Source organism: Phaeobacter sp. JH20_02, from assembly GCF_048056915.1.
GTDB lineage: Bacteria > Pseudomonadota > Alphaproteobacteria > Rhodobacterales > Rhodobacteraceae > Phaeobacter > Phaeobacter bryozoorum.
Genome location: NZ_JAYMVP010000032.1, coordinates 199,896 through 221,697 on the forward strand (window position 1 = coordinate 199,896; position 21,802 = coordinate 221,697).

At 60.3% G+C, this 21,802-nt stretch carries 19 protein-coding genes and 1 tRNA gene; 12 read left to right on the forward strand and 8 right to left on the reverse strand.

Features of this window, described 5'->3' with window-relative positions; translation table 11 throughout:
- The 5 genes from VWY34_RS20680 (at window position 1) to VWY34_RS20700 (ending at window position 6,635) form a co-directional block, all read left to right on the forward strand.
- Window positions 1-1,077, forward strand: coding sequence for a branched-chain amino acid ABC transporter permease (locus VWY34_RS20680; protein ID WP_340546866.1), 1,077 nt, complete (start codon window positions 1-3; stop codon window positions 1,075-1,077).
- Between the two features lie 90 nt (window positions 1,078-1,167).
- On the forward strand, window positions 1,168-2,451 hold the full coding sequence (locus VWY34_RS20685; protein WP_340546865.1) for an ABC transporter substrate-binding protein: 1,284 nt from the start codon (window positions 1,168-1,170) through the stop codon (window positions 2,449-2,451).
- 157 nt (window positions 2,452-2,608) lie between these two features.
- Complete coding sequence (locus VWY34_RS20690) at window positions 2,609-3,445, forward strand: ABC transporter ATP-binding protein (protein ID WP_024098644.1); 837 nt, start codon at window positions 2,609-2,611, stop codon at window positions 3,443-3,445.
- Window positions 3,446-3,459: 14 nt separating this feature from the next.
- Window positions 3,460-4,677, forward strand: a complete 1,218-nt coding sequence (locus VWY34_RS20695; RefSeq protein WP_340546864.1) for a phenylacetate--CoA ligase family protein — start codon at window positions 3,460-3,462, stop codon at window positions 4,675-4,677.
- A gap of 197 nt (window positions 4,678-4,874) precedes the next feature.
- The gene (locus VWY34_RS20700; RefSeq protein WP_340546863.1) at window positions 4,875-6,635 is read left to right on the forward strand and encodes an iron ABC transporter permease; all 1,761 of its coding nucleotides are present in this window, start codon (window positions 4,875-4,877) and stop codon (window positions 6,633-6,635) included.
- 31 nt (window positions 6,636-6,666) lie between these two features.
- On the opposite strand, the gene VWY34_RS20705 is transcribed toward VWY34_RS20700, so the two are convergent.
- On the reverse strand, window positions 6,667-7,533 hold the full coding sequence (locus VWY34_RS20705) for a CobW family GTP-binding protein (RefSeq protein ID WP_340546862.1): 867 nt from the start codon (window positions 7,531-7,533) through the stop codon (window positions 6,667-6,669).
- A gap of 296 nt (window positions 7,534-7,829) precedes the next feature.
- On the opposite strand from VWY34_RS20705, the gene VWY34_RS20710 reads away from it, so the two are divergent.
- A complete protein-coding gene (locus VWY34_RS20710) occupies window positions 7,830-8,372 on the forward strand; it encodes a DUF2938 domain-containing protein (RefSeq protein ID WP_416536727.1) in 543 nt (180 codons plus the stop codon).
- Window positions 8,373-8,478: 106 nt separating this feature from the next.
- Here VWY34_RS20710 and VWY34_RS20715 read toward each other — a convergent pair whose 3' ends face one another.
- The 3 genes from VWY34_RS20715 to VWY34_RS20725 all read right to left on the reverse strand — a co-directional run bounded on the left by VWY34_RS20715 (window position 8,479) and on the right by VWY34_RS20725 (window position 10,012).
- Window positions 8,479-9,495 carry a Fe(3+) ABC transporter substrate-binding protein gene (locus VWY34_RS20715; RefSeq protein ID WP_340546860.1) on the reverse strand — a complete coding sequence of 339 codons (1,017 nt, stop codon included), beginning with the start codon at window positions 9,493-9,495 and terminating at the stop codon, window positions 8,479-8,481.
- 238 nt (window positions 9,496-9,733) lie between these two features.
- The gene (gene ykgO / locus VWY34_RS20720) at window positions 9,734-9,859 is read right to left on the reverse strand and encodes a type B 50S ribosomal protein L36 (RefSeq protein ID WP_008562923.1); all 126 of its coding nucleotides are present in this window, start codon (window positions 9,857-9,859) and stop codon (window positions 9,734-9,736) included.
- Between the two features lie 78 nt (window positions 9,860-9,937).
- Window positions 9,938-10,012: transfer RNA gene (locus tag VWY34_RS20725), tRNA-Val, on the reverse strand.
- A 160-nt stretch (window positions 10,013-10,172) separates the two neighbouring features.
- On the opposite strand from VWY34_RS20725, the gene VWY34_RS20730 reads away from it, so the two are divergent.
- Window positions 10,173-11,033 (forward strand): N-formylglutamate amidohydrolase, encoded by an 861-nt coding sequence (locus VWY34_RS20730; protein ID WP_340546859.1) that lies wholly within the window; start codon window positions 10,173-10,175, stop codon window positions 11,031-11,033.
- Between the two features lie 14 nt (window positions 11,034-11,047).
- On the opposite strand, the gene VWY34_RS20735 is transcribed toward VWY34_RS20730, so the two are convergent.
- Window positions 11,048-12,328 (reverse strand): DNA polymerase IV, encoded by a 1,281-nt coding sequence (locus tag VWY34_RS20735; RefSeq protein WP_416546653.1) that lies wholly within the window; start codon window positions 12,326-12,328, stop codon window positions 11,048-11,050.
- Window positions 12,329-12,522: 194 nt separating this feature from the next.
- On the opposite strand from VWY34_RS20735, the gene VWY34_RS20740 reads away from it, so the two are divergent.
- Entirely contained in the window at window positions 12,523-12,945 is a 423-nt protein-coding gene (locus VWY34_RS20740) for an NUDIX hydrolase (protein WP_416546635.1), read from the forward strand.
- A gap of 506 nt (window positions 12,946-13,451) precedes the next feature.
- Here VWY34_RS20740 and pyrF read toward each other — a convergent pair.
- Window positions 13,452-14,183 carry an orotidine-5'-phosphate decarboxylase gene (gene pyrF / locus VWY34_RS20745; protein ID WP_416546637.1) on the reverse strand — a complete coding sequence of 244 codons (732 nt, stop codon included), beginning with the start codon at window positions 14,181-14,183 and terminating at the stop codon, window positions 13,452-13,454.
- Window positions 14,184-14,506: 323 nt separating this feature from the next.
- Here pyrF and clpB point away from each other — a divergent pair, with 323 nt between their 5' ends.
- Complete coding sequence (gene clpB / locus VWY34_RS20750) at window positions 14,507-17,125, forward strand: ATP-dependent chaperone ClpB (protein ID WP_416546639.1); 2,619 nt, start codon at window positions 14,507-14,509, stop codon at window positions 17,123-17,125.
- Between the two features lie 78 nt (window positions 17,126-17,203).
- On the opposite strand, the gene VWY34_RS20755 is transcribed toward clpB, so the two are convergent.
- Window positions 17,204-17,761, reverse strand: a complete 558-nt coding sequence (locus tag VWY34_RS20755; RefSeq protein WP_416546641.1) for a hypothetical protein — start codon at window positions 17,759-17,761, stop codon at window positions 17,204-17,206.
- An 87-nt stretch (window positions 17,762-17,848) separates the two neighbouring features.
- The gene (locus VWY34_RS20760; RefSeq protein WP_416537829.1) at window positions 17,849-18,355 is read right to left on the reverse strand and encodes a DUF302 domain-containing protein; all 507 of its coding nucleotides are present in this window, start codon (window positions 18,353-18,355) and stop codon (window positions 17,849-17,851) included.
- 115 nt (window positions 18,356-18,470) lie between these two features.
- On the opposite strand from VWY34_RS20760, the gene VWY34_RS20765 reads away from it, so the two are divergent.
- The 3 genes from VWY34_RS20765 to msrQ all read left to right on the forward strand — a co-directional run bounded on the left by VWY34_RS20765 (window position 18,471) and on the right by msrQ (window position 21,552).
- The gene (locus VWY34_RS20765; protein ID WP_340546853.1) at window positions 18,471-19,964 is read left to right on the forward strand and encodes an FMN-binding glutamate synthase family protein; all 1,494 of its coding nucleotides are present in this window, start codon (window positions 18,471-18,473) and stop codon (window positions 19,962-19,964) included.
- A 70-nt stretch (window positions 19,965-20,034) separates the two neighbouring features.
- Complete coding sequence (gene msrP, locus VWY34_RS20770; protein ID WP_416546643.1) at window positions 20,035-20,955, forward strand: protein-methionine-sulfoxide reductase catalytic subunit MsrP; 921 nt, start codon at window positions 20,035-20,037, stop codon at window positions 20,953-20,955.
- A complete protein-coding gene (gene msrQ, locus VWY34_RS20775) occupies window positions 20,956-21,552 on the forward strand; it encodes a protein-methionine-sulfoxide reductase heme-binding subunit MsrQ (RefSeq protein ID WP_416546645.1) in 597 nt (198 codons plus the stop codon).
- The last annotated feature ends 250 nt before the right edge of the window (window positions 21,553-21,802 follow it).

Consider the following 21,802-nt stretch of genomic DNA (forward strand, 5'->3'; position numbering starts at 1 on the left):
ATGTTCTATCGTGAAGCCGGAGATTTCAAAACCTCCTACCAAGATGACAGCCAGACCTTCCCGATCAAATTCGACCGGATCCGTTATTATGTGGTGCTGGCACTGGCGTTTCTGGTGGTTCCTTTTGTGATAAATGACTATTGGGCCAACGCCATTCTGCTGCCGTTTCTGATCTATTCGATCGCGGCGATCGGCCTCAATATCCTGGTGGGATATTGTGGTCAGGTGTCGCTGGGCACCGGTGGTTTCATGGCGGTGGGGGCCTATGCCTGCTACAAGCTGATGACTGCCTTTCCAGAGGTGAGCATGTTCATTCATGTGTTGCTGGCGGGCGGGATCACTTCGCTGGTCTGCATCGCCTTTGGCCTGCCGTCGCTGCGCATCAAGGGGTTCTATCTGGCGGTGGCGACACTGGCGGCGCAGTTCTTTCTGGTGTGGCTCTTCAACCGGGTGCCTTGGTTCTACAACTACTCGGCCTCCGGCCAGATCAGCGCGCCTGAGCGGGATGTGTTCGGCATCCTCATCACCGGCCCCAATGCTCCGGCCTGGGCCACCTATATGTTCAGCCTGATTTTCCTGGCGTTTTGCGCACTGGTGGCCCGCAACCTGACCCGTGGCACGATTGGGCGCAGCTGGATGGCGATCCGTGATATGGACATCGCCGCCGAGATCATCGGGGTGAACCCGCTGAAGGCCAAGCTGTCGGCCTTTGGTGTGTCGGGCTTCTTTATCGGTGTCTCCGGCGCGCTGTTCTTTTCCGTCTATCTTGGTGCGGTTGAAGTCGGCGAGGCCTTTGGCATCAACAAGTCGTTCCTGGTGTTGTTCATGGTGATCATCGGCGGTCTGGGGTCGATTTTCGGCTCCTTTGCCGGGGCGGCGTTTCTGGTGCTGCTGCCGGTGGTTCTGAAGGTTGTCGGCGTTGATGTGCTGGGCTGGCCCACCGATATCGTCGCCCATATTCAGCTGGTGATTGTTGGTGCGTTGATCGTGATCTTCCTGATCGCCGAACCGCATGGCATCGCCCAGCTGTGGCGCGTTGCCAAAGAAAAACTGAGACTCTGGCCGTTCCCGCACTAAGCGGGGTCAGCCAGGCAAGACCGCGGGGAAACAACAAGATCAAACCCCGTTTCGACCCACATCGGACAATTCAAGGGAGGATGAGACCCGATGAAAATGAAACTGACGACTCTGGCGCTGGGCGCCATGATGGCCGCTGGCCCTGCGATGGCAGACCTGGTGTTCCCGTCGCTGAGCTATCGCACCGGCCCTTATGCCGCCGGTGGCATCCCCTTTGCCGACGGCTATGCGGATTACTTCACCCTGGTCAACGAGCGTGACGGCGGCATCAATGGTGTGAAGGCCAAGGTCATCGAATGCGAGACCGGCTATAACACGGAAAAAGGTGTGGAATGCTATGAGGCGACCAAAGGCGAAGGCGCGCTGGTCTATCAGCCGCTGTCCACCGGCATCACCTATCAGCTGATCCCGAAAGTTACGGCGGACGGCATCCCGCTGCACACCATGGGCTATGGCCGGACATCGGCAGCCAATGGCGAAGTGTTCAGCAATGTTTTCAACTATCCTGCCAACTACTGGGATGGTGCGTCAGGGATCATCAACTATCTGCTTGAGGAAAACGGCGGTGATCTGAACGGCAAGAAAATCTCGCTGCTGTTCCATAACTCCGCCTACGGCAAAGAGCCGATCCGCACGCTGGAAGAGCTGTCCAAGAAGCACGGCTTCACCCTGTCGACCCTGCCGGTGGATCACCCAGGTCAGGAACAGAAGTCCCAGTGGCTGCAAATTCGCCGTGATCGCCCGGATTTCGTGATCATGTGGGGCTGGGGTGTCATGAACCAGGTTGCCATTCAGGAGGCCGCCAACATTCGCTATCCGATGGAGAATTTCATCGGTGTCTGGTGGTCCGGCGCCGAGCATGACGTGATGGCTGCGGGCGACAAGGCCAATGGATACAAGGCCGTGACTTTCCACGGTGTTGGTCGTGACTTCCCGGTGTTCGATGACATCCAGACGCATGTCGTTGACAAGGGGCTTGCGGCTGGTGCCGGCGATCAGATCGGTAACGTGCTCTATAACCGCGGCATGTATGCGGCGATGTTGGCCGTTGAAGCGGCCAAGACCGCACAGGAGATCCATGGCACCAATGACATCACTCCGGCGATGATGCGTGATGGCATGGAAGCTCTGGAGATGCCCGAGGCGCGGATGTCGGCGCTGGGTATGCCGTATTTCGGCCCGTCCTTTAACGTCTCCTGCGAGAACCACGGTGGCCCCGGCCTGGTTGGTATGACCCAGTGGGATGCCTCGAGCAAAACCTGGAACCTGATCAGTGACTTTGCTCCGAGCGATCGCGACGTGATCCAGCCTCTCATCGAGGAAGATTCCATGGCTTATGCCAAGGAAAACAACATTGAGGTGGGCTGCAAGTAACGCAGTTTGGTCTGCCCCCGGTTTTCGGTCGGGGGCGGACCTGGCGAACCGCGTCGCTGCTGGCGCGCCTATCATCCGGTGCGGCGCGCAAGGGCCGCACCCACAGACAGACCCGGAACAGGGCGACCGGGTCAGGACCGCGTGAGGACAACAACAGATGCTGGATACAGCCAAAACCACCGATGTTCAGGCAGAGACCCTGCTTGAGGTCAACAACATCGAAGTGATCTACAACCACGTGATCCTCGTTTTGAAGGGCGTCAGCCTGAAGGTGCCCAAGGGCGGGATCACCGCGCTATTGGGTGGCAATGGCGCGGGCAAGACGACAACACTCAAGGCAGTATCAAACCTGCTGCATTCGGAGCGGGGCGAGGTCACCAAAGGGTCGATCAGCTACCGCGGCGAGCGGATTCAGGACCGCGATCCTGCCGAACTGGTCAAGAAAGGCGTCATTCAGGTGATGGAGGGCCGTCACTGTTTTGAGCATCTGACCGTTGAGGAAAACCTGCTGACCGGCGCCTATACGCGCAGCGATGGCAATGCGAACATCCAGCGCGATCTTGAAATGGTCTACAGCTATTTCCCGCGCCTGAAGGAACGCCGCCGCAGTCAGGCCGGCTATACCTCCGGCGGGGAGCAGCAGATGGTGGCCATGGGGCGCGCCCTGATGAGCCGCCCTGAGACGATCCTGCTGGACGAGCCGTCCATGGGGCTGGCACCTCAGCTGGTGGAGCAGATCTTTGAAATCGTAAAGTCGATCAATGAAAACGAAGGGGTGACCTTCCTTCTGGCTGAGCAGAACACCAATGTGGCGCTGCGGTATTCGCACTATGGTTACATCCTGGAGTCTGGCCGTGTGGTCATGGATGGCCCGGCGGCTGAGCTGCGCGAGAACCCGGATGTGAAGGAATTCTACCTCGGGATGTCCGACGAAGGACGCAAGAGTTTCCGGGATGTGCGGTCATACCGCCGCCGGAAGCGGTGGTTGAGCTGAGGCGGGGTGCTGACATGACATATTTTGACAGCCTTGAGACCCGCAGTGCAGACGCCCGTGCCGCTGATTTGGCGGAACAGCTGCCACAACAGATTGCCCGTGCTATGGCCGCGCCGGGTTATGGCGAAAGCCTGCGTTCTGTAAATGCGGCGACAATCACCAGCCCGGAGGATCTGGCGGCTCTGCCTGTGCTGCGCAAATCGGATCTGAGCAAGGCGCAGGCCGCGCATCCGCCCTTTGGCGGGTTCACCGTGAAACCGGCCAGCGGGTTTGCCCATATCTTCCAGTCGCCCGGCCCGATTTACGAACCGGGTGGTGTGGATCATGACTGGTGGCGCATGGGACGGTTCCTGCATGCGGCCGGGATCGGTGTTGGCGATGTGGTGCAGAATTGTTTCGGCTACCATCTGACACCTGCCGGGATGATCTTTGAGAACGGCGCGCGTGCGGTGGGTGCAGCTGTATTGCCTGCGGGCACCGGTCAGACGGAATTGCAGGTCACTGCGGCGCGTGACGTCGGGGCGACGGCCTATGCCGGGACGCCGGACTATCTGAAGGTGATCCTCGATAAGGCCGATGCCATGGGCGTCAAGCTGGGCTTTACCAAAGCGGCAGTGGGCGGTGGTGCGCTGTTCCCCTCCCTGCGTCAGGAATATGCCGATCGCGGGATTTCCTGTCTGCAGTCATATGCGACGGCGGATCTGGGCAATATCGCCTATGAAAGCGCGGCGATGGAGGGGATGATCGTCGATGAGCAGGTTATCGTCGAAATCGTCACCCCCGGCACCGGCACCCCGGTGGCCGCCGGAGACGTCGGCGAGGTTGTCGTCACCACGCTCAATCCCGACTATCCGCTCATTCGGTTTGCAACTGGCGATCTGAGTGCGGTTCTGCCGGGCGAATCTCCCTGTGGACGCACCAATATGCGGATCAAGGGCTGGATGGGCCGTGCGGACCAGACCACGAAGATCAAGGGCATGTTTGTACGCCCGGAACAGGTCGCCGCGCTGGTCGACAAACATGCCGAGATCGTAAAGGCACGCGTTATCGCCAGCCGTGATGGCGAGATGGATGCGATGACCGTTCAGATCGAGGCACAGGATGGGGACGAAACCGCCTTCTCGCGCTCGGTCGTGGAGGTGCTGAAGCTGAAAGGGCGCGTGGAAGTGGTCGCGCCCGGCGCCCTGCCCAAGGACGGTTTGGTGATCGAGGACCAGCGCAGCTACGACTGATCCCCTTTCCTGTGGGGACACCACCCGATCAGGGTATCTGCTGGCGCAACCGGGTTCCTCCCACCGGTTGCGCCAGTTTTTGTGACAGCAACAGCGATAGAGAGAGGCGCGGCGAATGGCTGCGCTTTGGCTTTGTCGCTGGTATTTCCGACGAAAATGATCGAAATAGAGGGCTGCACTGAGGTAGTCCCGTATCTATGCCAAAGATCACACCCATCTCCCCCACCTCCACAGAGGCCAAGCGCTCCGCCAGGGCGCCGATTTTCGATGGCGCAGCAACGGCCGGCGCCGTCCCGTCCGCGGATGCGCCTAACCGGACACGTGGGCGGCGGAAGAAACCGGGGGGGGCGCTGTTTGCGACGGTGGGCTGGGTTGTGGCTCTGTCCTGTCTGTTGCCAATGCTGGCGGTTGCGCTGGCCGCTCTGACCGGTGGCACCGATACGATCCGGCATCTTATGGAAACTGTCTTGCCGGGTTATGCCGGTACCACATTGGTTCTGGTCTTTCTGGTGGCGCTGGGAACCGGGCTGGTTGGGGTAGGAGCGGCCTGGCTGGTCACTATGACCCGGTTTCCGGGCGTGCGCGTGATGGAGGTGGTTCTGATCCTGCCACTGGCCTTCCCGGCCTATGTGCTGGCCTATGCCTATACCTTTGTTCTGGATCATCCCGGCATCGTGCAGACCACCTTGCGGCAGATGACAGGCTGGGGACCACGCGACTATTGGTTCCCGGAGATCCGCTCTGTGGGAGGGGCGGCTGTGATGTTGGTGCTGGTGCTTTACCCCTATGTCTACCTGCTGGCTCGGGCGGCTTTTCTGCAACAAAGCGCGGGTGCGTTTCTGGCGGCGCGCGCACTTGGCAATACCTCGCTACAGGCCTTCTGGCGGGTCAGCCTGCCCATGGCGCGCCCCGCGATTGCGTCCGGTGTTCTGCTGGCGGTGATGGAAACCATCGCTGATTTCGGCACAGTGAGCTATTTTGGCGTGCAGACCTTTGCGACAGGGATTTATACCAGCTGGTTTTCGCTGGCCGACCGGGCGGGTGCGGCGCAGCTGGCGCTCTGTCTTCTGGGATTTGCGCTGACGCTGGCGGTAGCGGAGCGCGCAACGCGAGGTCGTGCGCGCTATCATCATGCGGGCAAGCATCAGGCCAAGATGCCGCCGGTGGAGCTGCATGGGGCGAAGGCGGCTCTGGCCTTTGGGCTGTGCGTCCTGCCTGTCCTTCTCGGGTTCCTGCTGCCAGTGGTGATCCTGGCGCAGATGGGGCTGGAGTCGGAGCAGAACCTGCTGAGCAAACGGTATCTGGGCTTCCTGCAGAATTCAGTGACGCTGGCGACGACGGCGGCTGTCCTTACCGTGATGGCGGCGGTCTGCCTCGGCTTCTACCAACGGCTGCGTCCGGGTCGGCCGTCTGCTCTTGCCGGTTACGTCTCAAGGCTCGGCTATGCGGTGCCGGGCGGGGTGATCGCGGTTGGGCTGATGGTGCCGTTTGCAGCCTTTGATAACGCTTTGGATGCCTGGATGCGGGCGAATTTCGAGATCAGGACCGGACTGCTGATTACCGGGTCGATCTGGCTGCTGGTGGCGGCCTATATGGTGCGCTTTCTGGCGGCGGCATTGGGTGCCTATGAGGGAGGGCAGGCCACCGTTCATGCCAATATGGATGCGGCTGCCCGCTCGCTGGGGCAAAGCCCGCTGGGTATGTTGCGCCGGGTTCACCTGCCTATCCTGACGCCCAGCCTGATGACGGCTTTGCTGATTGTCTTTGTCGATGTGATGAAAGAGCTGCCAGCGACGCTGATTATGCGTCCTTTCAACTATGACACACTGGCAGTGCAGGCCTACCGGCTGGCCTCGGATGAGCGGCTGGAGGGCGCGGCAGTGCCATCGCTGGTCATCATGCTGGTCGGGCTGTTGCCGGTGATTCTGATTTGCAGGCAAGTGGGCCGACGCAGCTAGGCTATCAATGCTGGCGGCGTGGCGCCGGCCTTTAGCTCTGCCACCAAGCCTCGATTTCCTCACGGGAAATCCGGGCCGCCGGGCCAAGGGCAACTAGAACGGTTTCCTCGGCATCGCAGCGCTTGGCCGAGACCTGCCGACCAACCACATGCAGCTCGTAGCCGCCGCCATTGGTGAGGATAAATCCCTTCATCCGATAGATCCCGCTTGGCCGGTTTGCCAGCTTGTCACCCAGGCGGCACCGATCCATCGGCTCGGCGCTGCGGTGGTGCCAGGTCGCATAGGCGTGGTGGGCGGATTTTGCAGTTGCCCTGCCAACCGGCAGCGGGACCACGTCAAACAGCAAGTCGGCAATCGGGGCGTCTTCGAGAATCGTCGGCGTGCGGGCGCCCAGCTCGTCCAGCCGAGTCATAACAGCGTCAGAAGGGGCGTCGCATTTGCTGATCAGCACCAGGTCCGCGGCACGGATCTGCTGACTGGTCTGCTCGCGCAGCAGATCGTCGTTCAGAAGATCGCAGAGGTTTTCGCCATCGGCGACGGTGATGATGCCGCCATAGGACAGCTGGCTCTCGTTCACCACGGTGTTGGCAATGGCGACCGGATCGGAGAGGCCGCTGGCCTCGATCACGATATGATCCGGGCGGCTGCCCTCGGCCAGAATACGATGCAGCGCGGCGGTCAGATCTTCGCCCAGGGTGCAGCAGACACAGCCGTTGCTCAATGCGATGGTCTGTGAGGTTCCGTCCTGCAACAGGCTTTCATCAATGTTGATGCGCCCAAAATCATTGACCAGAACGGTCAGGCGCAACCCATGATCATCGCTCAGCAGACGGTTGATCAACGTGGTTTTTCCAGCGCCGAGATAGCCGCTGATGATGGTGACCGGAATACGTGTCATTGGTATTCACCCGATGGAGTATTGTGGTCACGCATGGCTAGTTTCTCGCTCTGCATCTGTGAATTCGACCCGAAGCTATAGGTGGTCTTTTCCAGCCCGTCCACCCACGGCGCGACGTGAGGTAAAGGACTATGGATAGCGGTCATTCGGCGGTTTTCGCGTTCGTATCGGCTTTGCTGGGGGGGTACCTCAGACAATGCAATTGGCGGCCGGCGGTCCTCAACACCTAAAATCACTGTGACCCGAGGGTGGATGTCCCCTGCGGGAGCCAAAATCACACAAGAGGGATGGATGCCGTGTTGAACCGCAATGACTTGATAATCCGCATTGTTCTGCTGGGGGTGGGGGCAACCGCCTTCATGGATCTGTGGGCCGTCGTCGCCGATGCGCTATTTGGCGTGCCGCAAAGTAATTTTGCCGTGGTGGGGCGCTGGCTGGGGTACATGCCGGATGGGATCTTCACCCATGAAAGCATCGGCAAGGTCCCGCCGGTGGCGAATGAGGCCGCAATCGGCTGGACTGCGCATTATGTTGTGGGCGTGATTTTTGCGGCGCTGTTTGTCGCGCTAGGCGGGCAGCGCCAGCTGCTGAAGCCGGGGCCGGTTGCGCCGATTCTTTTTGGTCTGGTGACGGTGGTTGCGCCATTCTTCATCTTGCAGCCTGCCTTGGGGGCCGGAATCATGGCTTCGAACAAACCGAACCCGGACATTGCGCGGCTGAAGAGCCTGATGTCGCATTTCTCGTTCGGGTTGGGTCTCTATGTTGTCGCCTATGGCCTGTCGCGCCTCGCGCCGAAGGGTCAGCATGGATCAAGTGACCAGATTTCACCGGCAGAATAGACAGACGACTGCCGCGTTGGAAAACAAGAAAGGCGCAGGAGACTCTCCTGCGCCTTTCCCGTTATTCGGCTGTGGTGGCTGCTCGGCCTTGCAGCGACCGGGGCAGTTACTCCCAACCCACCTGGTTGAAGATCTTCTGTGCGGTGGGGATGTTCTGCGCCACGTCCGACAGCTGCACGTCATCGGGTTTGAAGTGGCCGAGCGCCGCAATGCTGGGCGCAAGCGCAACACCCGGAACCGCCGGGTACTCATCATTGCCTGCGGAGAAATACTGCTGGGCCTGATCGGAGGCGAGGTATTCGAGGAACTTGATCGCGTTCTCCTTGTTCGGTGCGTTCACCGCAACACCGCCACCGGACAGGTTCATGTGGGCGCCTTCTGCGTCCTGCGCAGGGAAGACCCAGCCGATCATGTCACGTTCGGCGGACAGACCTTTCACGTCTTTGCGGATGGAACGGGCGAAGTAGTAGCTGTTGCCAACGGCGATTTCGCACTCGCCGGAGACGATGCCGCGCAGCTGATCGGTGTCGCCGCCCTGGGGCGCGCGGGCCATGTTGGCAACGACGCCTTTTGCCCAGTCGGTTGCGGCTTCTTCACCGTGATGCGTGACGATGGAGGCCAGCAGAGTCTGGTTGTAGGTATTGGTCGAAGAGCGGATGCAGATCTGACCTTTGTAGGCGGGGTCCGCGAGGTCGAGATATGTCTTCGGCGGGTTGGCGACATCTGCCTTGTCAAAGAAGATGATGCGCGCACGCTGGGAGAAGCCGAACCACTGGTTGTCCGCATCCTGCAGGTAGCCGGGAACGCGGGCTTCCAGGATGTCGCTGTCGATGGCCTGAAGGAGGCCTTCGTTCTTGGCACGTGCCAGACGCGATGTATCAACTGTCAGCAGGATATCGGCGGGGGAGTTCGCGCCCTCGGCGCTCATCCGGGCGATCAACTCGTCAGCCTTGCCTTCGATCCGGTTGATCGTGATGCCGGTGGCCTCTTCGAAGTCGGAATAGAGCCGTTCGTCGGTATCGTAGTGGCGCGAGGAGTAGAGGTTCAGCTCACCCTCGGCAGCGGCGGATGTTGCGACGGCGGCGACCAAAGCGCCTGCAAGAATGGTGGTCGATTTCAGCATGGTACTTCCCATCTATTCAAAACACTCGGGGGGATCTTGGCCACTGGCGTCGAACCCGACTGATTTGCTCAGATAAAGAGTTTCACAAAAAATGCAAAGCAAAACTGACAAAAACAATCAGAAAAAGAGGTGGGCCGTTACAACCCTCTTGAGGTCACCGGCAAGAGAGGCCTGAAAACACAAAAAAACCGCATCCGAAGATGCGGTTTTCTCAAATCAGCTATGCTGCGTCTGGCGATCAGCCCTGGCGTGCTTTAAAGCGGCGCTGGGTCTTGTTGATCACATAGACACGGCCCTTGCGACGCACAACGCGGCAATCACGGTGCCGGTTCTTGAGCGAGCGGAGCGAGTTCTTGACCTTCATGGCCTATCTCCTGTTCTGCGGCGCGAACCAGCGCCTGGGTTGCGGGGCTCCGATCGTAGGACCAGAGCAATGAATTCATGGTGGGCGATACAAGGTTCGAACTTGTGACCCCTTCGATGTCAACGAAGTGCTCTACCACTGAGCTAATCGCCCATGAATACCCACGCTTTCGGCCGGCCCCAAATTGAAAGGGGCGCGGATGACCGCGCCGGTGAGGGGGTCTATAAAATGAGTCGGAGAGGGGTGCAAGAGCTTTTGACCGCAGAAATTTCCGGTCTATGCTGTTTCTTGTATTTGAGCCGCCGGAGCCTGCATGTCTGACACAGTATATTTGGTGGAAATGCCACAGGAATTGCGGTCTGGGGTGGTTTTTGCCTCGCCGCATAGCGGATCGGATTACAGCGCGGCTTTTCTGGCGCAGACGATTCTCGATCCTTTGCAGCTGCGCAGTTCAGAAGACGCCTTCGTGGATGAGCTGTTTGCCGCCGCGCCGCGATTCGGGATGCCACTGCTGACCGCGCGGGCGCCACGGGCCTATGTCGATCTCAATCGATCAACCGAAGAGCTGGATCCGGCGCTGATCGAAGGCGTCATCAAGCGGGGGCAGAACCCGCGTGTGGCCTCTGGCCTGGGGGTGGTGCCGCGCGTGGTGGCCCATGGGCGGGCGATCTATCATGGCAAGCTGAGCCGGGCTGAAGCAAGCCACCGGATTGCCACCTATTGGCGCCCCTACCACGCGGCTTTGCAGCAGCTACTGGACCAGGCCCGCATCGGCTTTGGCCAGGCCGTGCTGATTGACTGTCATTCGATGCCGCACGAAGCGATTTCGGCCGCAGGACGGCGGGGGGCTGGGCTGCCGGATGTTGTGCTTGGCGATCGTTTCGGCGCGGCGGCCTCGGCCGAGATCATGGACCGGGTCGAAGCGGCGTTTGTTGGCGCAGGTTTGCGGGTCGCGCGAAACACGCCTTTTGCCGGGGCTTATATCACACAGACCTACGGGCGCCCGTCACGGGCGCAGCACGCGGTGCAGGTCGAGATTGACCGCTCACTCTATATGGATGAGGCGCGGATTGAGAAAACCTCTGATTTTGCAGCGCTGCAAAAGGTGCTGTCCGATGTCATTGCCGAGCTGTCGCAGCTGAACTGTGAACCGATGCCGCTGGCTGCGGAATAAACACAGGCGGCTGTTCAGCGCAGGGCGCGACCCTTCTGGATGGCCGATTTGCCGAAGCGTTCGCGAATTGCATCCGTGGCCCGCTCCGCCTTTGCGCGCTGCCCGGCCTGTGGATCCAGAAGGTCGCCGGTGATATCGGCCTGCGTTTCGGGCACCAGCTCGGAGATGCCGCAGCCAAGTAGCCGATAGGGGCCTTCGTCGCCGACCTGATCCAGAAGCGCCCGCGCCGTTCGGTAGATCATGTCGGCAATCTGGGTCGCATCTCGCAGAGATTGCCGCCGGGTGAGGCTGCTGTGATTGGCGCGCTTCAACTTCAGCGTCACCACCCGCCCTGCAAGCTGTCGGGCTTTGGCGCGGTCAGAGACTTTTTCGGCTAGCCGCCACAGGTGACCGTCAAGCACCTCCAGACTTGCGGTGTCCTCGTAGAAGGTGGTTTCGTTCGAGATGGATTTCACCGGCGCATTGGCCGACACCCGCCGCCGGTCCTGCCCGCGCGCGAGATACCAGAGCCGTTCCCCCATCGAGCCGAACCGCGCGTTCAGATCAGTGCGGTCCCAGCGCAGCAAATCCGAAAAACTGCGGATGCCGGCTTTGTCGAGCGACGCCTGAGCGGCTGGGCCGATACCCCATATCAGGCGCACCGGTTTGTCTTTCAGGAAATCGGCTGTCTCCTCTTTGCCAATCACCGAGAATCCGCGCGGTTTGTCGAGGTCGGAGGCGACCTTTGCCAGGAATTTGTTGTGTGACAGCCCGATTGATCCTGTCACGCCCAGCTCGTCCTTCATGCGTTTGACCAGCCGTGCCAGCATCACCGCAGGTGGCGCACCATGCAGCCGCTGGGTGCCAGACAGATCCATGAAGGCTTCATCCAGCGACAGGGGTTCCACATCCGGCGTCAGCTCATCCATCATCGCTCGGATCTGGCGGCTGACCTCGACATAGACATTCATTCGCGGCTTTATCACCACGGCGTCCGGGCAAAGCTTGAGCGCCTGAAACATCGGCATGGCCGATCGCACACCGCGAATGCGCGCCACATAGCAGGCCGTAGAGACGACACCACGCCGCCCGCCCCCGATCACCACCGGTTTGTCGGCAAGCTCGGGATTGTCGCGTTTCTCAACGCTGGCGTAGAAGGCGTCGCAGTCCATATGTGCAATCGACAGCGAGAACAGCTCCGGGTGCGCCTTGATCCGTGGGCTCTGGCAGCTTGGGCAGCGCTTTGGATTTGGTGTCTGGCCGTTTTTTGGTTTGAGGACACCATAGGACAAGCACTCCCGGCACAGCACCTGCAGGCGCCGGGGCGCATGGCTGGGCGTCTCCAGCTCAGACGGAGCCGTGTGATCGGGCGGTATGTGCGATTGGTCTGACATGGGGCGGAGGCGTTGAGGCCGAAAGGGTCGGGGAATCTGATGGTGCTGCGGGGGCGCTCAGAGTAGCCTCTGCCACAGCAATTGTCTTTAGATCATCTGACATGGTGAGAGCAGCAATGACATTCAACGGCGCCAAGCTGGCGCTTTTCATTGGCGATAGGCTGCTGGTGATCGAGCGTGATGCCTATCCGCATATTCCCTACCCCGGCCATTGGGATTTCCCAGGCGGCGGGCGCGAAGGCGAGGAAACACCGGAAACCTGCGCGCTGCGCGAAACGGAAGAAGAGGTTGGGCTGGTCGTGCAGGAGGCGGATCTGGTGTGGCGGCAAAGCTATGAGCGGCGCAATGGTGTCGTCTGGTTTTTTGTCGCGCATCTGTCGGCCGCGCGGGAGCGCGACATTCGGTTGGGCGATGAAGGTCAGAGCTGGGCGCTGGTGCGTCCTGAGTGGTACATCGGGCATGAGCTGGCGGTGCCGCATTTTGCGGAATATCTGCAAAGCTACCTGACACGCCCCGCCAAAGCTGGTGGCATAGGATAAAATGTGCGGTATCACCCTTGGCGGATCGCCTGTCAGCGGCTGAATATCCGGGGCTGAAAAGAAAGAACCCCCGCTGCTGTAGCGGGGGAGGTGACGAACCTCAGGAAGAGCAAGGCCGTCAGGGGAGTGTCTCCCGTATAGGGTCGGTCATTTTGACCGCCGGGCAAAGGCTGTAAGGCAGGATTATGTAATTCTGCCTTTGATTGTGTGCTTTTGCGGGCACAGGACAAAAGGGCGCAATTTGCTGCGGTGAAACGCAAAATACTGTTGTAATACTGAAGGTTGACCCTAGGTAATCTTGGCGTACATGTGGCAGAATTCCCGTCCGGCATGGGTCTGATGAAAAGTTTTATTTCGGCTAGATCTTTGAGTGGCGAGTGGGACTGCCCGCCGCCTTCGGGTCAATCTGACCAGAAAACCCGCCGGGCAGATCTGTGCCGACGGGTTGCCCGTGTTGAATAAGTGTAACTGATGCCGTGTGGAACGCGCCGCAGGCGGGGGCCGGTTTACCGTGGCAGACTGGCCAGAATATCTTCGGTGGCGCTGCGCGGGGCGTCTGCTGCCCAGATCGGGCGACCGACCACAATATGATCGGCGCCGGCCTCCAGCGCACTTGCTGGGGTTGCCACCCTTTTCTGATCCCCAAGCGCCGCACCGGCAGGGCGGACGCCGGGGGTGACGATCAACTTGCCGGTGGCTTCTGGCAGGGCGCGGATCAGCGCCGCTTCCTGCGGGCTGGCGATTACGCCATCGGCCCCGGCCGCGAGAGCTAGCCCCGCGCGCTCTTGTACCAGATCGGAAATGTCGCCTGATTTTATCAGGGCTTCATCCAGATCGGAGCGGTCCAGCGAGGTCAGAATGGTGACACCAAGGATCTTGAGACTTGTGCCGGCGGCACCTTCCTTGGCTGCGCGCACCACATGGGGATCGCCATGCACGGTGAGAAAGTCGAGGTCGAACTGGGCCAGCCCCCGAACCGCGGCCTCAACCGTGGCGCTGATATCAAACAGTTTCATATCGAGGAAAATTCGTTTGCCGCGCTCCTGTTTCAGCTCATTCGCAAGCGCCAGACCACCACCGGTCAGCATCCCCAATCCGATTTTATAGAAGGAGACCGCGTCACCAAGCGTGTCGGCCAGCTGAAGCCCGGCAAGCGCATTGGGCACGTCCAGTGCAACGATCAGCCGGTCGTCGGCTTTGGCGTCAGGGGAAGAGTGGCTGGTGGAAGAAGCGGACATGAAGGTTCCTCGTCTTTTGTGCGGCGGTTCAGGCCGTGTGACGGTAGGGGTGGTCTTGGGATCGCACTGCTTTTAGTGCCGCCGCCTCGGTTGGGAAAGGGAAAAACGGGCCCGGCGGGGCGGTGGCAGGGTGCGACAAACCGATCGAGGGAGTGGCTGAATGAGCAAGCGGTTGATCTGGGTCAGGGATTTGGTGACATATTTGCCGCATAGTAGCCTTGAAGAGACGATAAGACCTCCCACATTGGACAGGAGGCCCCGACCGGGACGTGCCGCAGAGCGGGCGTCACCAGAAAAGGGGGCGCTTATATAAGGAGAGCAAGATGGACTTGAACAAGTTCACTGAACGGGCGCGTGGTTTTGTGCAGGCGGCCCAGACGATTGCGCGACGTGAAGATCACCAGCGGCTGATGCCGGAGCACCTGTTGAAGGCGCTGATGGATGATGACCAGGGGCTGGCAAGCAATCTGATCACCCGCGCCGGTGGTAACCCGACCCAGGTGGTCCAGGCGCTGGAACTTGCGGTTTCGAAGCTGCCGAAGGTGCAGGGCAATTCCGCAGACATCTATCTGGACGGCCAGACCGCCAAGGTGCTGGATGAAGCGGCCAAGATTGCCGAGAAGGCAGGCGACAGCTTTGTCCCTGTCGAGCGGGTGCTGATGGCGCTGTGCATGGTGAAATCCAAAGCCAAGGAAGCGCTGGCGGCTGGTCACGTGACCGCCCAGGCGCTGAATGAGGCGGTGAATGACATCCGCAAGGGGCGCAAGGCAGACAGTGCCAGTGCCGAAGATGGCTATGATGCGCTTAAGAAATATGCCCGAGATCTGACCGAAGCTGTGCGTGAGGGCAAGATTGACCCGATCATCGGCCGCGACGAGGAAATTCGCCGCGCTATGCAGGTGCTGAGCCGCCGGACCAAGAACAACCCGGTGCTGATTGGTGAGCCGGGGGTTGGTAAAACTGCGATTGCCGAAGGTATGGCGCTGCGCATCGTCAATGGCGATGTGCCGGAATCCCTGCGTGACAAACAGTTGCTCTCGCTTGATATGGGCGCATTGATTGCCGGGGCCAAATACCGGGGCGAGTTTGAGGAACGGCTCAAGGCGGTGCTGACCGAAGTGACCGACGCGGCAGGCGAAATCATTCTGTTCATCGATGAAATGCACACGCTGGTTGGCGCGGGTAAATCCGATGGCGCGATGGATGCGGCCAACCTGATCAAACCGGCGCTGGCGCGGGGCGAACTCCACTGTATCGGCGCGACCACTCTGGTTGAGTACCGCAAATACGTTGAGAAAGACGCGGCGCTTGCCCGGCGGTTCCAGCCTGTCATGGTGATGGAGCCCACTGTCGAAGACACTATTTCGATCCTGCGGGGCATCAAGGAGAAATACGAGCTGCACCACGGTGTCCGTATCGCGGATGCGGCGCTGGTCGCGGCGGCTACTCTGTCGCATCGCTACATCACCGACCGGTTCCTGCCGGACAAGGCGATTGACCTTGTTGATGAGGCGGCGGCGCGTCTGCGGATGCAGGTCGACAGCAAGCCAGAAGAGCTGGATGCGCTCGACCGTCAGATCCTGCAGATGCAGATCGAGGAAGAGGCGTTGAAACTCGAGGATGACGCGGCCTCCAAGGATCGGCTGGATACCCTGCAGAAAGAGCTGTCGGACCTGCAGGAGAAATCCGCAGAGATGACCGCACAGTGGCAGTCCGAGCGGGACAAGCTGGCTTCGGCCCGTGAGCTGAAGGAGCGGCTGGACCGTGCGCGAGCGGATCTGGATGCAGCCAAACGTGAAGGCAATCTCGCCCGCGCAGGGGAGCTGTCCTACGGCGTTATCCCAGGTCTGGAAAAGCAGCTGAGCGAGGCCGAAACCTCTGACCGTAACGGTTTGATGGTCGAAGAGGCCGTTCGTCCGGAGCAAATCGCCGGCGTGGTCGAGCGCTGGACCGGGATCCCGACATCCAAGATGCTCGAGGGCGAGCGCGAGAAGCTGTTGCGGATGGAGGCGGATCTGCATGGTCGTGTGATTGGTCAGGACACTGCGGTCACGGCTGTGGCCAATGCGGTGCGGCGCGCCCGAGCCGGGCTCAATGACGAGAACCGCCCGCTGGGGTCGTTCCTGTTCCTTGGTCCGACCGGTGTCGGCAAGACCGAGCTGACAAAGGCGGTGGCGGAGTTTCTGTTCGATGATGACAGCGCCATGGTGCGCGTGGATATGTCCGAGTTCATGGAGAAACATTCGGTAGCCCGCCTGATCGGCGCGCCTCCGGGATATGTCGGCTATGATGAGGGGGGCGTTCTGACCGAGGCCGTCCGGCGCAAACCCTATCAGGTTGTTCTGTTTGACGAGGTGGAGAAGGCCCACCCGGATGTCTTTAACGTGCTGTTGCAGGTGCTGGACGATGGGATGCTGACCGATGGACAGGGGCGGACCGTCGATTTCAAACAGACTCTGATTATCCTGACCTCCAACCTCGGTGCGCAGGCGCTCAGCCAGCTACCGGATGGGGCGGATGCCGCCGATGCCAAGCGGGATGTGATGGACGCGGTGCGTGCGCATTTCCGTCCTGAATTCCTGAACCGTTTGGATGAGACGATCATTTTCGATCGCCTGGGACGCAAGGACATGGATGGCATCGTCACGCTACAGCTGGCGCGGCTTGAAAAGCGGCTTGTGGGTCGCAAGATCGTGCTTGAGCTGGATGAGGGTGCAAAGACGTGGCTGGCGGATGAAGGATATGATCCGGTGTTCGGTGCCCGCCCGTTGAAACGGGTGATCCAGCGGGTCTTGCAGAACCCATTGGCGGAGATGCTTCTGGCCGGAGATATCCGCGATGGCGACACGGTGCCGGTAAGTGCCGGTGTCGAAGGTCTGATCATCGGCGATCGCATCGGCTCCACCGATCGGCCGCGCCCCGATGATGCGGTGGTGCACTAAGCTGACATGAAGAAGAAAGGCCCGCCGATCCGGCGGGCCTCTCTATATACATGTCTGCTCATTGCTATGCGCCGCTGTTCAATTTCTGGCCATCCCGGCCGTGGCCCCTCTGCGCCGCAGTACGGTCAGGCGGGGTTCCCAGTCATACCGGGGATCCTTGGCCGTTGCGGACCAATACAACCTGCCACCATAGCGCCATGGGTCCAGCACGATGCCGCCGTAGATATCCGCTCCCTTCGGGGCGATCACGGCGCTGCTGTGTTCAATCCGAAAGCTGTTTCTTGGCTCTGCGATGGCCCGCAGAACCGTGAGGCTTTGAAACCCTTCGCTTTGCAGCCGGGCCTGCATGTCCTCGGCGTAATGATAACAAAGGCCGCGTTGTTTGACGCCGGTATTGACGAGGGTGTTGTGCAGGATCGGTGAGGTTGTCACCTGATACTCCTGCGCAAGCGCGGTAGCGTGGCGATAGGCAATCAGCGCGGCTCTGGCCGCTTCTTCCGGATCGACTTGCGGGCCAAGTGCTTCAATCGCGTGGCGAAGCTGGCCGACCTCATCCGATTGGGTGTCCGTGCCCGGTGCGCAGGCAGCGATCATCGTGCCCGCGAGCAGTAGAAGCGAAACAAGGATGGACTTCATGCAGGATCTGTCCGCTGTCAATTTCCGTGGTGATCAGACTATCAAAGCCAGCGCCAGGAGGCAGCGGAAAAACTCAAACGATGGGTCTTACTCCTCGATTGCCTCCAGGACGATGTCATTCAGCAACGACTGGATCAGCTGCATGTCGCCATCAGGGAAAGCGCGAAAGCCGATTGTCGTGATCTCGCTGCCGGGCTGCTGTGCGACGAAGATATCGTAGGGGCAGAAGGTGATATTCATCGGATTGGCTTCCATCACCTTGCGCGACAGGCTGGCGGAGCAGAAAGAATAGACCTCGGCCTTTTGGAACAGAACGACGTCAGAGCCGACATCCTCGCGCGTCCGCTCCAGCATCTCTCCCACATGGCTGATATGATCGACCACAAACCCACGATTGGTGATCGCGCTTTCCAGCCCAAAGGTGACATCATCGAAGGCGAGATCGGTCTGATAGCTGACCATATCCGCCGTTATTGTCGGCTCGGCCGTGACCGGGAGGGATAACGCGATGAATGCCCCGTAACCCAGCGACAGAAAGCTGGCGAAGCGGCGTCCCGTGCGAAATGCAGCGGTTATTACGGTGGATTTTGTCATGGTCCTCTCCCAATGTGATCAAAGGTGACTTGCCCGCCCGGTGGAATACACCAATTTGGTCTAGGGCGAACGGGCCGATGGGCAGCGCGTTCCATTATCATATAGGAGTTTTTGCATGGGTTTCGCGGCAAATGCCATAGAATTCCTCGCATATGCCTTTGTCTTTGCTTTGGGGGCGCTGGCATTGGTGGCTGCGGGGCTGTTCGTGGTTGATCGGGTGCAGACCGAGGACGCGGTGCGCCGCAATTATCCGGTGATCGGTAGGTTTCGCGGCCTGTTCAGCACCTTGGGAGAGTTTTTCCGCCAGTATTTCTTTGCCATGGACCGCGAGGAGATGCCCTTCAACCGCGCGCAGCGCGAATGGGTGGGACGTGCCGCAGAAGGAAAGGGGAATACCGTCGCCTTCGGCTCGACCCGCAATCTGAACGTGCCGGGGACGCCAATCTTCGTGAATGCGGCATTTCCGGCCTTGGATGAGGGCAAGGCCTGTTGCGAGCCGCGCCTGATCGGGCCAACCGCCCGCCAGCCCTATATGGCACCCTCGTTCTTCAATATCTCCGGCATGAGTTATGGGGCGCTCTCTGCGCCGGCCGTCCGTGCCCTCAGCCATGGGGCAAAAGAGGCCGGTGTCTGGATGAACACCGGCGAGGGTGGTCTGAGTCCCTATCACCTGGAGGGGGGCTGCGATGTGGTGTTCCAGATTGGTACTGCCAAATACGGCGTGCGCGATGAGAACGGCGGGCTGAGCGACGAACAATTGCGCAAGGTTGCCGCCCATGATGCGGTGCGGATGTTTGAGCTGAAGCTGGCGCAGGGGGCAAAACCCGGCAAGGGTGGGATCCTTCCCGCGGCCAAGGTCACCCGGCAGATTGCCGAGATACGCGGCATCCCGGAAGGCGAGGACAGCATCTCCCCCAACCGGCATCCGGAGATTGCCAATTACGATCAGCTGCTGGATATGATCGCGCATCTTCGGGAGGTCACAGGCAAGCCGGTGGGGATAAAGCTGGTGGTCGGTGCTGAGACGGCCCTGCGCGAGCTGTTTCTGAATATTGCCGCTCGCAGGGACGACAGCGCGCCGGATTTCATCACCGTGGACGGTGGCGAGGGCGGAACCGGAGCCGCGCCTATGCCTTTGATTGATCTGGTTGGGATGTCTGTCCGGGAGGCACTGCCGCTGGCGTGCAATCTGCGCGATGAATACGGGCTGAAGGACCGCATTCGCCTCATCGCCTCTGGCAAGCTGGTCAATCCGGGCGATGTTGCCTGGGCGCTGGCGGCAGGCGCCGATTTTGTGACCTCGGCGCGGGGCTTCATGTTCTCGCTGGGGTGTATTCAGGCGCTGAAGTGTAACCGCAACAGCTGTCCGACAGGTATCACAACCCATGACAAGCGCCTGCAAAAGGGGTTGGTGGTCGAGGAAAAATCCACCCGCGTCGCACGCTATGCCAAGGAGATCATCCATGAGGTGGAAACCATCGCGCATTCCGTTGGCGTGACCGAACCGCGCCAGCTGCGCCGCCGACATGTCAGGATCATGCAGGAAGATGGGCGCAGCCGGCCGATGAATGAGCTTATGCCAGGTTACAGTGCCATCGCGGAGACGTGAGAGGATATGTTTTGGACTGTGCCGCCCGCTGGCTTAGATCCTGCAGATACCCATACTAAGGAGACGCCGCATGGCCCACCGCTGGAAGAACGATCTGAGTGACGGCGACGTCACGCCTTATTCGGCTTTTCTGAACCGACGCCAGATCATGGCCGGTCTGGGCGGCGCTGCGGGGCTTGGTCTGGCGGGGTTGGCTGGCGGCACCGCACAGGCCGCAACGGAGGCGGAGCTGGAACCCAACAGCTGGGAAGACGTGACCAGCTATTGCAACTTCTATGAGTTCGGCACCGGCAAGGGGGATCCGGCTGCCTATGCCGGTCAGATGACCACCCAGCCGTGGAGCGTCGAAATCGATGGCCTGGTCGAGCGCCCGGGCAGCTACTCCATGGAGCAGATCATGGAGGCTATGACGCTTGAGGACCGGATCTATCGCTTCCGCTGTGTCGAGGCCTGGTCGATGGTGGTGCCCTGGCAGGGGTTTGAACTGGCGGATCTGCTCAATCTGGCCGGGGTGCAGGAGGGCGCGAAATACGTCGCCTTCGAAACCCTCTACCGGCCGTCGGAAATGCCCGGCACAGCCTATAAGGTGCTGGACTGGCCCTACCGGGAGGGCCTGCGCCTTGATGAGGCGCAGCATCCATTGACGATCATGGCCACTGGCATCTTTGGCAAATCGCTACCCAATCAGAACGGGGCCCCGCTGCGACTGGTGGTGCCATGGAAATACGGGTTCAAGTCGATCAAATCGATTGTCCGTATGACTCTCACCGATCAAGAGCCGCAGGCCAGCTGGAACATGGCAAATGCGGGCGAGTACGGCTTCTATAGCAATGTGAACCCCAATGTGGACCATCCCCGCTGGAGCCAGGCCACCGAGCGCCGCATTGGCGGGGGGCTCTTTGCTCGCCGCGAGCCGACCCTGATGTTCAACGGCTATGAAAAAGAGGTGGCCGCGCTCTACGAGGGTATGGATCTGGCAAAGAACTTCTGAATGCAGCGCATCAACGATACAATTCGGGTCGTGCCCATCTGGCTGATCTATCTGCTGGGTGTGCTGCCCGCAGGTCTGCTGTTCTATCAGGGGCTCTCCGGCGCGCTTGGCCCTGAGCCGATCAAGGCGCTTGAGCATGAATACGGCAAACTGGCGCTTCAGCTGCTCGTCGTCACCCTCGCTGTGACACCGCTGCGTCGGCTGCTCGGGCTGAACCTGATGCGGTTTCGCCGGGCCATCGGTCTTTTGTGCTTCTTGTATGTCAGCTGTCACCTGATGGTCTGGCTTCTGTTGGATGTGCAGCTGCTCGGTCAGATTCTTGCCGATATTGTTAAGCGCCCATATATCACCATCGGCATGGCGGCCTTTGTTCTGATGCTGCCGCTCGCTCTGACCTCCAATAACGCTTCGGTCCGGCGTTTGAGAGGTAAATGGCGCAGCCTTCACCGGCTGACCTACCCGGCCGCTCTGTTCGGAGCCCTGCACTATGTGATGCTGGTGAAAGGCTTTCAGCTGGAACCGCTGATCTACATGGGGCTGATCCTTCTCCTGCTGGCACTCCGCCTGCCGGCGGTCCAGCGGTTGAGGCCCGCCTGAGTCGCGGTGCGAGGCGTATCTCCATCGCAGAAGGCTCCTGCCCGTGCGTATGGCGAGTCGAAACATCGCAGCGAATAGCCCTCTCGACTCGCCCGGACATGAGCGCAGACGACAGCGACTCGGAGCTGAAACCGGTTGCAGCTTTGTTCCTGCTGGGAAAATGGCCCGATCCTGCCAGGGAAATGTGGTACCCTCGATGGAGAGGGCTTCGTAAGTATATGAAAATAATATATTTTTTAGAAACTCGTCA